Origin of the sequence: Herbaspirillum lusitanum P6-12, assembly GCF_000256565.1 — a bacterium.
Taxonomy (GTDB): Bacteria; Pseudomonadota; Gammaproteobacteria; order Burkholderiales; family Burkholderiaceae_D; genus Herbaspirillum; species Herbaspirillum lusitanum.
Genome location: NZ_AJHH01000079.1, coordinates 1 through 14471 on the forward strand (window position 1 = coordinate 1; position 14471 = coordinate 14471).

At 63.0% G+C, this 14471-nt stretch carries 11 protein-coding genes; 3 read left to right on the forward strand and 8 right to left on the reverse strand.

The window, feature by feature from the left end; all coding sequences use genetic code 11:
* From HLUSI_RS0102655 to hemN, 3 genes are all read right to left on the reverse strand, one after another.
* On the reverse strand, window positions 1-1244 hold a 1244-nt coding region (locus tag HLUSI_RS0102655), incomplete at its 3' end, for a heavy metal translocating P-type ATPase metal-binding domain-containing protein (protein ID WP_016832498.1).
* Window positions 1241-2044 (reverse strand): sulfite exporter TauE/SafE family protein, encoded by an 804-nt coding sequence (locus HLUSI_RS0102660; RefSeq protein WP_016832499.1) that lies wholly within the window; start codon window positions 2042-2044, stop codon window positions 1241-1243. The genes HLUSI_RS0102655 and HLUSI_RS0102660, both read right to left, overlap by 4 nt.
* A 6-nt stretch (window positions 2045-2050) precedes the next feature.
* A complete protein-coding gene (gene hemN, locus HLUSI_RS0102665; protein WP_016832500.1) occupies window positions 2051-3460 on the reverse strand; it encodes an oxygen-independent coproporphyrinogen III oxidase in 1410 nt (469 codons plus the stop codon).
* Window positions 3461-3775: 315 nt separating this feature from the next.
* Here hemN and HLUSI_RS0102675 point away from each other — a divergent pair, with 315 nt between their 5' ends.
* Complete coding sequence (locus HLUSI_RS0102675) at window positions 3776-4393, forward strand: OmpW/AlkL family protein (RefSeq protein ID WP_016832502.1); 618 nt, start codon at window positions 3776-3778, stop codon at window positions 4391-4393.
* Window positions 4394-4446: 53 nt separating this feature from the next.
* Window positions 4447-5565 carry a fatty acid desaturase gene (locus HLUSI_RS0102680; RefSeq protein ID WP_016832503.1) on the forward strand — a complete coding sequence of 373 codons (1119 nt, stop codon included), beginning with the start codon at window positions 4447-4449 and terminating at the stop codon, window positions 5563-5565.
* Window positions 5566-5580: 15 nt separating this feature from the next.
* Here HLUSI_RS0102680 and HLUSI_RS0102685 read toward each other — a convergent pair whose 3' ends face one another.
* Window positions 5581-7932 carry a DUF3141 domain-containing protein gene (locus HLUSI_RS0102685; protein ID WP_029363044.1) on the reverse strand — a complete coding sequence of 784 codons (2352 nt, stop codon included), beginning with the start codon at window positions 7930-7932 and terminating at the stop codon, window positions 5581-5583.
* A 207-nt stretch (window positions 7933-8139) separates the two neighbouring features.
* On the opposite strand from HLUSI_RS0102685, the gene HLUSI_RS0102690 reads away from it, so the two are divergent.
* Window positions 8140-8991 carry an HDOD domain-containing protein gene (locus HLUSI_RS0102690; RefSeq protein ID WP_016832505.1) on the forward strand — a complete coding sequence of 284 codons (852 nt, stop codon included), beginning with the start codon at window positions 8140-8142 and terminating at the stop codon, window positions 8989-8991.
* 60 nt (window positions 8992-9051) lie between these two features.
* On the opposite strand, the gene HLUSI_RS0102695 is transcribed toward HLUSI_RS0102690, so the two are convergent.
* From HLUSI_RS0102695 to HLUSI_RS0102710, 4 genes are all read right to left on the reverse strand, one after another.
* Window positions 9052-10305: a PepSY-associated TM helix domain-containing protein gene (locus tag HLUSI_RS0102695; RefSeq protein WP_016832506.1), complete on the reverse strand. Its 1254-nt coding sequence runs from the start codon at window positions 10303-10305 to the stop codon at window positions 9052-9054.
* A gap of 115 nt (window positions 10306-10420) precedes the next feature.
* Window positions 10421-12895, reverse strand: coding sequence for a TonB-dependent siderophore receptor (locus HLUSI_RS0102700; protein ID WP_016832507.1), 2475 nt, complete (start codon window positions 12893-12895; stop codon window positions 10421-10423).
* An 82-nt stretch (window positions 12896-12977) separates the two neighbouring features.
* Window positions 12978-14045 carry a FecR family protein gene (locus tag HLUSI_RS0102705; RefSeq protein WP_016832508.1) on the reverse strand — a complete coding sequence of 356 codons (1068 nt, stop codon included), beginning with the start codon at window positions 14043-14045 and terminating at the stop codon, window positions 12978-12980.
* 38 nt (window positions 14046-14083) lie between these two features.
* The coding region (locus HLUSI_RS0102710; protein WP_016832509.1) for a sigma-70 family RNA polymerase sigma factor at window positions 14084-14471 on the reverse strand (388 nt) is incomplete at its 5' end.

The window sequence follows — 14471 nt, forward strand, 5'->3', positions numbered from 1 at the left end:
GCGCTGTCGCCAGCGGTGCGCACGACTTTGGCAGTCAGCGCTTGCGCGATATTGATCGCGCCGCCGGGAATGGCGTCGCCAGCCTTCTTGTGCACCGGACGGCTTTCGCCGGTCAGCAGGGACACATCGACCGAGGATGCCCCTGCGAGCACGATGCAGTCTGCCGCCAGCGCCTCGCCAGGCCGCACCAGAATCACGTCGCCGGCGCGCAGCCGCGTGGCCGCCACCAGTTCTGCATCGGGCTGCGGATAGGCCAGTACGCGCAGCGCCGAGGACGGCAACGACTGTTGCAGCCGGTCCAGCGCCGAGGCGGCCTTGCGCCGCGCCGTCAGTTCCAGGTAACGGCTGCACAGCAACAGGAAGATGAACATTGTCACCGAGTCGAAGTACACTTCGCCCCCACTCCCACTCCCGCTCTCACCGCGCCACGTCGCCAGCGCACTGCCAGCAAACGCGGCGGCGATGCCCAGCGCCACCGGCACATCCATGCCCGGCGTGCGGTTGCGAATGTCGCGCCAGGCGCCGAGGAAGAACGGTTGCGCCGAATACACCAGCGCCGGCAGGGTCATCAGCAAGGCAGCCCAATGCATCAGACTTGCCATGTCGTCATCCATGCCGCCCTCGCCTGCCAGGTACGCGGGCACGGCGTACATCATCACCTGCATCATCGACAAGCCGGCGATGAAGAGTTGCCGAAACAGCGTCTTGCGCGCGTGCTCGCCGTGCCGCACCGGATCGTAGGGATAGGACGGATATCCGATGGCCCGCATGGCGGCAAGGATGTCGCTGGGCTTGCATGCATCGGCGCGCCAGCGCACGTGCAGGCGTTCGGTCACGGCGTTGACTTCGGCGCTCAGCACGCCCGGCACGCGCGCGAGGCGCAACTCAATGAGGCAAATGCAGGAAGCGCAACGAATATTGGCCACCGTATAGATCGCTGCGGCGATATGCGCATCCACTGCGGAAGAGGCATCGCCGGCAGCAGCCACGGGCTCATGGTCGTACAGCAGCAGTTCAGGCGGCATCAACTCCCGCTCCTGGACCGTGGCTGCAAAACCGCTGCGCGAGGCGTAATAGTCGGAGAAGCCGTTATCCACGATGCTGCGCGCCACCGCCTCACAGCCGGGGCAGCACATGGCGCGCTCGGCACCGTCGATCGTCACGCGCCATGCAGTGTCCGAAGCCACCGGCAAGCCGCAATGGAAACAGGCTGCGTCGGTCACGCCGCGCCCGACGGCAATCATGGCTGCCCCGTCGCGGATCCGGCAACATGCGGCGGCGTCATGCACAAGGCCGCCAACCAGTCAGGCGTGAGACCGTGATGCGCTCGCAGCAGGCCGAAGACGCCAAACAGCAGAACCACCATCCCGCACGCCACGCGCACGCCGCGCCGTTGCAGCACGCTGCGCAATTGCGCGCCGAACATCCCGGCCGTCAGCAACACCGGCAAGGTGCCGAGGCCGAACGCCAGCATCACGGCGGCGCCGGACGCTGCCGAGCCGCTCAGCAGCGCGGTCAGCAGCACGCTGTAGACCATGCCGCACGGCAGCCAGCCCCACAGCCCGCCGGCCAGCACCAGCTTGAATGGGCTATCGAGGGGCAGCAGCAAGTCCGTCAGCGGCCGCAGGCGTTGCCACAGGATGTTGCCAACTGTTTCCGTCCTGGCGAGGCCGCGCCAGGCGTCCATCAGATACAGGCCCAGCGCGACCAGCATCAGTTGCGCCAATACATGGATGCCGGCTTGCCAGGCTTGCATGCCTGCCAGCAGCCGGGCGCCGCCGGCAAGACCGCCCGCCAGTGCGCCGGCAACGGCATAGCTGCCGATGCGGCCGAGATTGTAAGAGAGCGTACGCAACAGGAGCGCGCCGTTCGCTTTGCTGTTCATGACGCTGACGGCCACCGGAAACGGTTTCGCCCGGACCGACGCAGGCGCCATCGAGAACGCGCCGACAATGCCGCCGCACATGCCGATGCAATGGACGCTGCCGAGCAGACCGATCATGAAAACCGGGATCAGACTCAAATTCAGATTCAGGCCGCCCATGATTGCTCAGATAGTGCGCGAATAGCGCTGCTCGGCCGGCCGCGATTGCAGGTAGCGATCGAACACCATGCAGATGTTGCGCACCAACAGGCGGCCCTTCATGGTGACCGTGATCCATTCGTCGTCGATCATCACCAGGCCGTCCTGTTCCAGGCCGCGCAAACCGTCCAGCTCGGCCGCGAAGTAGGACGCGAAGGTAATCGGATAGGCGGTTTCAATGGAGGCAATCGACAACTCGAAATTGCACATCAGGCGCTGGATGATCAGGCGTCGCAAGACGTCGTCCATGTTCATGCGCAGGCCGCGCACGATGGGCAGCTCATTCCTGTCGATGGCGTCGTAGTAGTCCTCCAGCGTCTTGACGTTCTGGCTGTAGGTCGAAGCCACGGCGCTGATGGCCGACACGCCGCAGGACACCATGTCCGACTCGGCGTGCGTCGAATAGCCCTGGAAGTTGCGGTGCAGCCGGCCCTGCTGCTGCGCGATCGCCAGGTCGTCGGTCGGCAGTGCGAAGTGATCCATGCCGATATAGACGTAGCCGGCGTCGGTCAAGCGGCGGATCGCCAGCGACAGCATGTCGAGCTTGGCTTCCGCACCCGGCAGTTGCGCATCGAGGATACGGCGCTGCGGCTTGAAAAGGTGCGGCAGATGGGCGTAGTTGTATAGCGAAATGCGATCCGGTGCGGCTTGGATTACCTTGCCCAGCGTCTGCGCCATGCTGATCACGTTCTGTCCCGGCAAGCCGTAGATCAGGTCGATGCTGACCGAACGGTAGCGTTGGGCGCGCGCGGCCTTGATGATGTCCAGCGTCAGGTGCTCCGGTTGCACGCGGTTGACGGCGCGCTGCACCAGCGGATCGAAATCCTGCACCCCCAGGCTGAGGCGATTGAAACCCTCGCTGGCGACGCGTTCGGCCGAGACCGTGCGCGGATCGACTTCGATCGAATATTCGCCGACTTCATCGGCGGCGAAGCGGAACCAGCGCTGCAGATGCGCCATCAGGTCGGCCATCTGCGCATCGGAAATATAGGTCGGCGTGCCGCCACCGAGGTGCAACTGCTCGATCTGGTTCATGCCGTCGAACAGCTTGCCCTGCATTTCGATCTCATGCTTCAGGTAGCTCAGGTAGATACCGGCCTTGTCGCGATTCCTGGTGACGATCTTGTTGCAGGCGCAGTAGTAACAGATGTTTTCGCAGAACGGGATGTGCACGTACAGCGACAAGGGGTTGCGGCTGCCGCGCGTGCGCAGCCCCGCCACCGCCTGCAGGTAGTCACGGTAGCCGAAGGTGTCGCTGAAGCGATCCGCGGTCGGGTACGAGGTGTAGCGCGGGCCGGACTGGCTCAGCTTGCGGATCAGTTGAGCGTCGAATTCGACCGATGGTTCGGCGACCATCGTCATTGCGGATACCACCATGTTGTTAGCTCCAGAGGCGGGCCGCAGAAAAGCGAGATAAGCGAGATGACCGAGAAAAAGCAAGACGGACTGCGACCCTGGCGAAGCAAGTCTAGGGAATTGCGCCCCGCCATGCCTTGACCTACATCAAAAGGGGCGTAAACGCAGACGAACGGTGCTTCCGGGACGCATGCGCATCACCGTCCCCGATCCGCTTCTTTTTTCTTTTTTGATCGACATCAAATCCCGCCTTCACCATCCCGCGTACATTTCGCTGCATCGCAACTTCATTCACAACAATGCGCTTTCATCGAGAGTAAGCGCGGGGAAATCATCATGAAAAAGATCGCAATTCTGCTGGCGTCCGCCGCCACCCTGTCCGTCGCCGGTCCCTTCGCTGCAGCGCAGGAGAGCCCCTGGCTGGTGCGTGTGCGGGCGGTCAACCTGAGCCCGGACAACAAGTCCGATCCGGTCGGCGGCGTCGGTGCGTCGGATCGCCTGACGGTCAGTTCCAAGACCATCCCCGAAGTCGACATCAGCTATTTCTTCACGCCCAACTGGGCCGCCGAACTGATCCTGACCTACCCGCAAAAGCATGACGTGCGGCTCGACGGCCAGACCATCGGCAGCTTCAAGCACCTGCCGCCGACGCTGCTGGCGCAATATCACTTCACGCCCGCCTCGACCTTCAGCCCGTATGTCGGCGCCGGCATCAACTACACGCGCATCTCCGACGTCAACCTGCTCAACGGCGGCGCCCGCCTGGAAAGCCACAGCATCGGCGGCGCGCTGCAAGCCGGCTTCGACGTCAAGCTGGATCGCCACTGGCTGATCAACTTCGACGTCAAGAAAGTGCAGATCCGCAGCGACGTGCTGGCCGCCAACGGCGCCAAGCTGAGCACGGTGAAGATTGATCCGTGGCTGATCGGCGTCGGCGTCGGTTATCGCTTCTGAGGCTGCCCACAACACCGCTGAACGCCATCACCATGTCTGAAGGTTCTTATCCCATGCAGCATCCTGACTCAACCCTGACGCCCGTCGATCCGCATGCGCCCATGCCGCATCGCAAAGTCATCCGTTCCTGGCTGGCGCCTGTCGTCGCGCGCAGCACGCCGCTGGCGATTGCGCTGGTGGTGCTGGATTTCTGCCTGTTCGGCCTGGCGCTGGCGGCAACCATCCGGGTCGACAACATTCTCGCCAAGGTGGCGCTGGGCATGCTGACCGGCTTCATCATCGGGCGCCTGTTCATCCTCGGGCACGACGCTTGCCACCAGAGTTTCACCGCCAACCGCCGTCTCAACACCTGGCTCGGCCGGCTGGTGTTCATGCCGTCGCTGACGCCTTACAGCCTGTGGGCGGTCGGGCATAACGTGGTGCATCACGGCTATACCAACCTGAAAGGCTTCGACTTCGTCTGGCAGCCGCATTCGCTGCAGGAGTTCCGGGCGCTGCCGCGCTGGCGCCAGAAGCTCGAACGCCTGTATCGCAGCGGCTGGGCGCCGTGGCTGTACTACACGGTGGATATGTGGTGGAAGAAGATGTACTTCCCGTCGCGCAAGCAGATGCCGACGCGCCGTGCGGAGTTCATCTGGGACGGCGTGCTGGTCAGCGTCGCCGCAACTGTCTGGATCGGCGGGTTGGCATGGGCTGCGCAGTCCGGTGGGCAATCGTTCCTGACGCTGCTGCTGACCGCGTTCGTGGTGCCGGTGCTGTTCTGGAAAGCGATGATCGGTTTCGTGGTCTACGTCCATCACACCCACGTCGGCGTGGCCTGGTACCAGGACAAATCGGAATGGTCGGCAGCGCAGCCGTTCGTCTCGACCACGGTGCACCTGACCTTCCGCCACGGCATCGGTGCGGCGCTGCATCACATCATGGAGCACACCGCCCATCACGTCGACATGAGCGTGCCGCTGTATCGCCTGAAGAAGGCGCAAAAACTGCTGGAGACGATGCTGCCGGGCCGCATCGTGATCCAACAATTTTCGTGGCGCTGGTATTTCGATACGGCACGGCGCTGCAAGCTGTATGACTTCGATCGCCTGTGCTGGACGGACTTCAAGGGACGTCCGACCAGCACGCCGTTAAGGGCGGTCGTGCAAAGAGCAGTTGTGGAAGCGGCTTAGCAATTTTCGAAGGCGTTAAGCCGCCTTTGCTGTCGCCTTGCTCTTTGCTGTTTTGGGCTTGGCGGCAGCTTTTTTCATGGCTGTCGTTTTGGTCGCGCGTTTTGCCGCAGCCGGCTTGGCCTCCGGTTTCTCCAGCGCATCCGTCAGCTTGCGCGCCAAGCCGATCACGCGTTGCGGATCGACGCCCAGGGTGCCGATCAGGAATTCAATGATTTCCGAACGAGGATTGGCCAGCGTCGGCTCGATCATCATCACCGCCGCCGACACCGCCAGCGCACGCTCGCGCGTGGCCGTATCGGGCAATAATTGTTCCAGCGCATTGAGCGCTTCCACCGGCGCCACGGCCACCGGGCGCGCCTGATCCTTCAGCAATTGCACCCAGTTGGTCTTGGACGACACGCTTGCATGCATCGGCAACTGCGCCAGCAGGCGCGCCAGGCGCAGGCTGCGTCGCTCGAAGGCGCCGATCGAAATCATCCCTGCCACCACGATGCGGCACACCGCTTCGGCAAAGCCGCCTTCCGCGATGTGCGCCAGGGCCTTCTCACGATAGATCTCGAGCTCGCGCAGCGCGCGTTCATGGGCGACGACAGCGTCCGGCTCATGCGGCTTGAGCCATGCGCCCATGCCCTTGGGACCGAACAGTTGGCGCGTCATCTTGACGGTGCGTTCGTCGCGACGGTCGCGGTACAGGTTGAGCTCGTCGGTGATCTGTTGCGCCATCTTCTTTTCGAGCTGTTTCAGCGGATGGTCGTCGGCAACCGTGGCCCGCTCGGCGCGCGCTTCGGCGGCCTTCTGGCGGATGAACGGCGCCATGAAGAAGCTGTCCGAGAACAGCTGTCGCTGCATGCGCAAGGGGCTCATCTTGAGCATGGCATTGGCCATCTCGCGCGTCGCGCTCATTTTTATCCACGGGCGCACATAGGTCTTGTACAGGTTGGCGTTGAACTCCGACCACTGCGCGATGGTGGAGAACATCTCTTCTTCTTCGCGCCCTTCCGGATTGATCTTGCGGATGTCTTCCATGGTGCGGTGCTGGTAATGCACCGTGTAATCGCCCGGTTCCAGTTGATCCCAGCGCTGTTCATCCTTGCCGGCCTTGGCTTCGAGTTTCATCTCGTAGAGGCCGGGCGGCAGGCTTTCGATGACGTCCAGCGAGGTCACCAGCTGGTCGTGCTCCTTGAGCGCAATCGAACCGCCGACGAAGATGCCGAGGTGGCCGACGCTTTCATGCAGCACGTAAATGATGGTGCGGCCGGCGGCGGCAATCGCGCGCTCGTCGCCCCAGGTGTCGATGATCCAGTTGAGCGCCTGCGGTGGCGGCGTGATGTTGTCGCCCCAGGAGGCGAACACCACGATCGGCGAGGTGATGTTGCGCAGGTCGATGGCCTTGTCGCCGGCCATCATGGTGCCGCGCGCGAGCTTGTTGCCGACGAACAGGTTCTCGACAATCGATTCGATCTCGCTGCCGGTCATGCGGAAGTAGCCGCCCCACCAGCGTTCGAACTCGAGGAAGCGCTCGGCTTCGGTGTCGACGCCGGCCCAGAGGTTGTAATACTTGTTCCACAGCGTGTTGGCAGGATTGAGCTTCTCGAAGTTTTCCACCAGATGGGCGCCGTCGAAACGGTCTGCGCCAAGATCGCTGGTCATCGACGCCAGCCAGGAACCGCCCAGTTGTGCGCCGCTGTAACGCATCGGATTGAGCGTCGAGCTGCCGGCCCAGTACGACACTGGCGCGCCGACAATCATGAGCGGGCCGAACAGTTCCGGCCGTCGCGCGTTCAGGGCCATCATGGCCCAGCCGGCCTGGCAGTTGCCGATCACCACCGGCTTGGCCGGGCATTGCGGATGGCGCCTGATGATTTCTTCGATGAACAAGGCTTCGGCGTCCATCACGGTCAGCAAGGTCTGGCCGTCTTCCGGCTCGGGCCTGAAGGTGACGAAATATACCGTGTGGCCGGCACGCATGGCCATGCCGACTTCCGAATCGAACTTGAAGCCGCCGATGCCGGGGCCGTGGCCGGCGCGCGGATCGACCACCACCACCGGACGCGCCTCCTGCTTGACCGGCATCGAGGCCGGCGGCTGCAGCCGCAGCAAAGCGTAATTGCAGGGATTGGGCAGGTCGTGACCGTCCATCACCACTTCATGCTCGAACTTCAGCAGCGGCGGCGTGCCCTGGTCCAGGTGTTCAAGATAGTTGTTGCCGCGATCGAGCAAGGTATCGAGGAACAGGTAGGTACGCTGCATGGCGTCGGTCAGATAGGCATTGACGTCGCCCAGCTGAGGGATCCCCATCACGGGAGCGGCTTGCGGCGTAGCTGCTCGGTCTTCAGGCGTTGCCGCCGGGGTCTTGCGCGTGGCCATGAGTCAGCTCCTGGTGATGGGATATGCAACGTTATCTTGCATGATACCGAGAAAGACGTGATCACAGCCCCTGATCTCTGCGACAATAAAACCGCAATTCGTCGAATTGAATGCCAGCTCCCGCTTCGGTTCGCGACGATGAAATTTGTATTGCTACATTGAACGCGCTGCCGCCGCAGTTCGTTTATTGACACAAGGGAACAACGCATGGAACTCAAGAGCCTCGTCGACCAGCCCAACAAGCTGCCCACCGTCCCCAAAGTCGTCCAGCAACTGATCGAGAGCTTCAACTCCGAAGACATCTCCGCAATCGAGATCGCCCACCTGATTGCAGGCGATCCGGCGCTGTCGGCCAAGCTGCTGCGGCTGGCCAACTCCGCCTATTTCCACGTCTCGCGCACGGTCGGCACGGTCGACGACGCGCTGCGCATGCTCGGCTTCGTGATGGTGCGCAACCTGGTGCTGGGCAACGGCATGGTGGCCGCCTTCAAGAACACCAAGGGCATGGAATTGCAGCAGTTCTGGCGCTACAACCTCTACACCGCCTGCGCCGCACGTTGGCTGGCGCATCAGGGCGGCGACAACGGCGACGCCGCCTTCACGCTGGGCATGATGCACGGCATCGGCCAGTTGCAGCTGCATGCAGTCGCCGCGGCCGAAGTGGCGTTGCTGGACAAGCAACTGAACGTGCTCGACGCCGGCCGCGCCGAACTTGAAAAAGAGAAACTCGGCTTCCACTTCGCCGACGTCTCGGCCGAACTGGCGAAGATCTGGAATTTCCCTGAAACCCTGTCCAGCGCGCTCAAGGATATTCCTGCTCCGCTGGCGTCGACGCCGTTCGACCGCATGGCCGCCTGGGTCCACCTGGGCGCGTGGCGCGCCCGTGCAGAAGTGCTGGACCACAGCGATGAAGACATGGCGGCGAGCTATCCCGCGGCCGTCGCCAAGCGCCTGGGCCTGGACACCGGCTGGGCGCTGGCAAGTGCGAAGGATCATGCCGACAAGGCAATGCCGCCGTTGAAGGAATTGACGGCGGGGTTGGATGCAATGCTGGAATAATCCTCGCCCCCTCATTATCTCTTTACGACAGCGACCTGCTTTCGCGCCCGTCCGCCTGTTTCACCGTTTGGCGAGTGCCGGCTGAGGTGAGCCTGAACCCGCATCTTCCTTCACCTTGCGCTTCTGCGCCACGCGCGCCTTGCGCTTGCGCATCCAGATCACTACGCCGGTCACCGACAACATCGCCACCAGCGCGCCCATGAATGAGATGAAGATACGGCCCGGCAAGCCGAGGATGCGGCCCGAGTGCAACGGGAATTGCGCCTGGATGAACAGGTCGCCGGCGCTGCCAGTGCCCGGGATGCGCGTGCCGGCCGGTGCGCCGGTGGCGGCATCGAAGTACAGCCAGGCGTTGCCGAGGCCGACGTCGCCATGATCGTTGCCTGCTTCGAAGAACCCGACGCCATACAACCCAAACATCGATGAATAGAACACGCCGCCGGCCGGCGCCTCGAAGCCGCGACGCTTGCCTTCCTCGATCGCAAGCCGGGTAACCTGCTCGCGCGACATCCGGGGCTCCGCCACCTTGTCCGGTGCGACCGGCGTACGGGTGTCGAAGGCGGTCGGCGTGACCGTGGAGAACATCTTGATGATCGGCGTCATGACCTGGTTGTTGAGGTTCATCGACACCGAGGTCACCGCCAGCACCAGCAACAACCCCCACACCCAGACACCGCCCGAGCGATGCAGGTCGAAGTTGAGCTTGTGGCCGCCGTCCTTCCAGCGGAAGGCGAACGACTTGCGCCAGCTCTTCCGGTTCGGGAAAGACAGCCACAGCGCGATGAAGCAATCCAGCGTCCAGACGATGCCGATGATGCCCATCAGCCAGATGCCCAGTTCGATGCCGCCGACGTCCGGCAGATGCATGGTGTAGTGCAGCTTGTAGAGGAACGGCAACAGGTTTTCGCGGCTCAGCGAGATCGCGCCCCACATCCGCTTGCCCTGGATTTCGGCGGTGACGGGATCGACCGCGATCTGGTTGTAGCCCAGTTCATAAGGCTTGCCGGTAACCGGATCGAGGCGCGGCTCGACCATCATGCTGCTGGTGTGACCGGGCTCGCTCTCGTTCATCACGTAGGTGACGCGCAGCTTCGGCTCGCGCGCTTCGACGATGTTGGCCAGTTCCAGGCCCGGTTTGGGCGCGCCGGCTACGGTGCCGGCGTCGGCGCTATTGGCGTGGAACAGGGTCGGATTGAGCGCGGCGTCGAGTTCATGGTCCCAGGAAATGATCGCGCCGGTGGCGCCTGAAATGAACAGGAACACGGCCACGCCGAGACCGAACCAGCGATGAAGGAGGACGAGAACAGCACGCATGAAGTCGCTTCAAAAAAACGCCGAAGCGGCCCTGCTCCGCTATCGGAGCAAGACCGCCGGCAGGTTAAATCAATCAAACCGCACTTAAACCCTGTTCAACCGCATTGCAGGTGAATCAGAAATCCACCTTGGCGCTGAGGCTGAAGGTACGCGGGTCGCCCGGCTTGATCCAGTTTTCGTACTGGTATTCCCAGTAACGCTTGTCTGTCACGTTGTTGACGGCCGCGCGGAAAGTCGTGTCGACATTTCCGATGCGGGTGGTGTAATTGGCGCCCACGTTGAACAGCGTGTAGCCGGCCAGCTTGATGTCGTTGGCGGCGCGCAGCATGGTGGTGCCGGTGTACTTGGCGTCGGTGGACAACTTCAGGCCGCTGATCTGCGGGACCTGGTAAGCCACTTGTCCGGCGGCGACAAAATCGGGCGCGCCGGCGACACGGTTGCCATTATAAGTGAGCCCCTTCTTGTATCTGGTGTCGAGGAACATCAGGTTGCCCGATACCTTCCAGTCGCGCCCCGGCTTCATGCCCGCGCCCAGCTCCAGGCCCTGGTAGACCGACTCGCCGTCCTGCACCAGCGCCTTGGTGACGGTATTGGTGTATTCGGCGCCGCGCTCGATGCGGAACACTGCAGCCGTGGCGCTCCAGCGGTCCTGCTCGGTTTTCACGCCGAATTCATATTGCTTGCTGACGAGCGGGTTGAGCGTGCTGCGGTAGTTGGAATTGTCGATGGTCGGGATGCCGCCCTGCTCCAGCGATTCGACATAGCTGGTGTAGATCGTGGTGTTCGGCTCCGGCTTGAACATCAGCGCCACGGTCGGCGTGACCACGCCGTCCTTCTTGTATTGCGCAGTGCGCGCGCCGGTCAGGCCGTAGCTGTTTTGCTCGAAATTGGTATACCGAAGCCCGGCCAGCAGCGACCATTGCTCGGAAAATGCCAGCGTGTCGCTGGCGAACAGCGATTGCTGTTTGATATCCGAGTCGTGGTAAGTGCGCAGGTCGGTCGCGCTGACGTAGTCGTTGGAGTTCTGGCGATACAGGTTGCCGTTGCCGATGGACTGGTAGAAGCTGCTGACGGTATAGTCGTTGACCTGCTTTTGCCAGGAGGCGCCGAACACCATCTGGTGGTCGATGAAGCCGGTCCTGGCCTTGCCTTCCAGGATGCCCTGCCAATAGTCGAAAGTATGTCCTTCGCGGCTGTCCGAACGCGTGTCGTTGTAGTCGCCGGCGGCGTTGGCCAGGTATAGCGACGACTCATTGCGGCTGCGACGCGAGGTGCTGTGGCTGTAGTTCAGGCTCAGCTTCCAGTCGGGATTGATGGCGTATTTCAGGCCGGTCGAATAGAACTGGAAATTGGTGTTCAGATGCTGGCCGCGCCCTTGCAGCGACTGGTCGTCGCCGGCCGGCACGCCCGGCAGGACGTTGCCGACCAGCTTGCCGGTGCTGATCGAGGGCGTCTGGTTTTCCGAGTTGCGGTTGTGGTACATGGACTGGAATTCCCAGCTCAGGTCGCGCGTGAGACGCGCATCCAGCGCCAGCGACAGGGTATCGCGAACCACATTGCCGTCGTTGAAGGTGCGGCCCTGTTCGTGCGTGGCGTTGACGCGATAGCCGAACATGCCGTCCTGGCCGAAGCGTCCGCCGAGGTCGACATGCTCGCTCCAGATGTTGTTCGACTTGAAGCCGACTTCGATACTGCGCACCGGTTCATCGGTCGGACGCTTGGTGACGTAGTTGATCATCCCGCCCGGCGCACCGAAACCGTACATGTAGCCCGACGAGCCCTTGAGCAGGTCGATCTGCTCGAAATGCTCATACGGCAAGGTGATCGCATAGCTCATGAACGGCCGGCCGTCGATGCGGTAGGCGTTCTGCCAGTCCAGCGGCAGGCCGCGCACGGTCACGTAGCTGGCCCAACTGCTGTAGCCGCCGCTGTTGTCGGTGACCGAGGCATCCAATGCAAACACGTCGCCCAGCTTGACGACCTGGCGCTCGGCCAGGTCGTCGGCCTTGATCACGGCCATCGAAAAAGGCGTGTCCAGCTGCGAGCGCGTACCGAGCGCACCGCTGCTCACGCGTTCGCCGAGATGCAGTCCGCCATCGGTTGCCGCGACCACGCTCACGGCCGGCAGGCTGCCGCTGCTGCGGTTGTCCGCAACCGGAGCGACCAGGACGTAGCCGGCATCGGTCTTGCGCATCTCATATCCCGTATCGCGCAACAGCACGCGGAAACCCTCGTCCACGCCGTAGTTGCCGCGGATGCCGGCGCTCTGCTTGCCCGCCACCTTGTCGGCGTCGACCGCAATCGAAATACCCGATTGCTGCGCATAGCGATTCAGCGCATCGGCCAGCGGACCGGCCGGGACGTCGTAGGAAATCGTCTGTACCGCCGTCTGTACCGCCGTTTGCGCATGCGCCGGCATTGCCATGCCGCTCAACAGCAGGGCCGGCAGGCTGATGCGGATCGCAAACGCCAGCGGTTGCAGGTTGAAACGGGAAGACACCCGGGCGGTATGGCGGGGAAGTCGGGTGAATCGGCGATATGGATGAACGTCGTGGTGCCGCATGATGAAGACTTCCTTTTCGTTGGTCATACCCCCTTGACGCACGAGAAACGAAAAGTGGAACCGGTGTTCACAAACAAGATTGAAAATGCACATGAAAATTTGCCATCGTTCAGGGCGCTTCAGGCGCATCCACCCGCACCAGATACGGCGACAGGGTCCGGAAGCGCAGCGCCGGGAAGCTGTTGGCCAGCAATTGCAGTGCGCGGCCGGTGTCGTCCAGCGGCAGCACCGCCGACACATTGATGGCGGCGATCTGCTCCCGGTTGTAGCTGATGGCGCCGGGGCGATAGCGGTCGAGCGCGTCGAGCACCTCCGGGAGGGGCTGGTTGCGCACGACCAGTTGATGGAATTTCCAGGCATCGGTAATGCTGCGGGCATCGATGTCGTCGATCGCGCCGATGTTGTCGGCAGTGAAGCGCAGGCGCTGGCCGGCCGCCACTACCGTTGGATGATTCGGGTCTTGCTGCGCCGTACGCACTTCCACACGCGACTCCAGCATGCTGAGCACGGTAGCATCGGCCTCGCGGCTGACCACGAAGCGGGTACCGAGCGCGCGCACGCTGCCATGCGCCGTCTCCACCACGAAAGGACGTGCGGGATCCCTGGCGACCTCGACCAGGATTTCTCCCTGCACCAGTTCCAGCGTGCGACGCGCGGCATCAAAATGCAGATTGACCGCGCTGGCGCTGTTCAAGGTAATGCGGCTGCCGTCGGCCAGTACGCGGGTTTCCCATTTGCCGGTGGCGGTGCGCATATCGGCCGCCAGATAGGCCGGCGGGAATGCCTTGATCGCGACCCATGCCGGCAGACCCAGCGCCAGCGCGATCGCCACGGCGGCGCCGATGCGTTTGACTTGCTTGATTTGTTTGATTTGCTTGATCTGCTTAGTACGGGGGCCAGGTTGGTGCTGAAGCGTAAACGTCGCATTGAGCGCCGCGCGCGCCGGTTGATGCCGCTTGCCGCCTGCCCCGCGCAAGCCCTGCACGCGACCGATGAACCCTTCCAACCGTGCGGCCATATCTGCGTGGCGCGGATCGGCGGCTTTCCAGGCGTCGAAATCGCGTTGCGCGGTGAGGCGAGCCGCTTCGTCGTCAGCGCTCAGCTGCACGATCCACTGCGCCGCCTGCCCGGCGATGCGCTCTTCTTCCGAGACGTCGAATTCGGGGTCGCGCTTCATAAGTCGCACCTCATAGGTCACGCTTCATAGCACGCACCTCATGCCTGCGCCAAGCGGCACTTGACCAGCACCTGCACCAGGTATTTGCCGACCATTCGGGTGGACACGCCGAGCGCAGCGGCCACTTCTGCATGCGTCCGGCCGTCGAGATAATGCAACAGGAAAGCCTCGCGTGCCTTGGCGGCGACGGACTGCAGCGCGGCGCTGATCTGCTCCAAAGCTTCCACGGCGAGCAGGATTTCCTCGGGACCCGGATAGCCTTCAGTCTGCTCCATGGTCAGCGCCAGTTCCGCCAGGTAAGACTGCTCGATCATTTGGCGACGCGCCCGGTCCACCAACAGTCGCTTGGCCGTTGCGGTCAGGTAGGCGCGCGGCTCCTGCACGCCGAGCAAGATGCGCACGAACGTATCCTGCGCAACGTCGGCG

What these genes read in the sequence shown, in the direction of transcription:
- HLUSI_RS0102660 (WP_016832499.1), bottom strand. Translation starts at nt 2,044, where the DNA reads ATGGGCGGCCTGAATCTGAATTTGAGTCTGATCCCGGTTTTCATGATC.
- hemN (WP_016832500.1), bottom strand. Translation starts at nt 3,460, where the DNA reads ATGGTGGTATCCGCAATGACGATGGTCGCCGAACCATCGGTCGAATTC.
- HLUSI_RS0102675 (WP_016832502.1), top strand. Translation starts at nt 3,776, where the DNA reads ATGAAAAAGATCGCAATTCTGCTGGCGTCCGCCGCCACCCTGTCCGTC.
- HLUSI_RS0102680 (WP_016832503.1), top strand. Translation starts at nt 4,447, where the DNA reads ATGCAGCATCCTGACTCAACCCTGACGCCCGTCGATCCGCATGCGCCC.
- HLUSI_RS0102685 (WP_029363044.1), bottom strand. Translation starts at nt 7,932, where the DNA reads ATGGCCACGCGCAAGACCCCGGCGGCAACGCCTGAAGACCGAGCAGCT.
- HLUSI_RS0102690 (WP_016832505.1), top strand. Translation starts at nt 8,140, where the DNA reads ATGGAACTCAAGAGCCTCGTCGACCAGCCCAACAAGCTGCCCACCGTC.
- HLUSI_RS0102695 (WP_016832506.1), bottom strand. Translation starts at nt 10,305, where the DNA reads ATGCGTGCTGTTCTCGTCCTCCTTCATCGCTGGTTCGGTCTCGGCGTG.
- HLUSI_RS0102700 (WP_016832507.1), bottom strand. Translation starts at nt 12,895, where the DNA reads ATGACCAACGAAAAGGAAGTCTTCATCATGCGGCACCACGACGTTCAT.
- HLUSI_RS0102705 (WP_016832508.1), bottom strand. Translation starts at nt 14,045, where the DNA reads ATGAAGCGCGACCCCGAATTCGACGTCTCGGAAGAAGAGCGCATCGCC.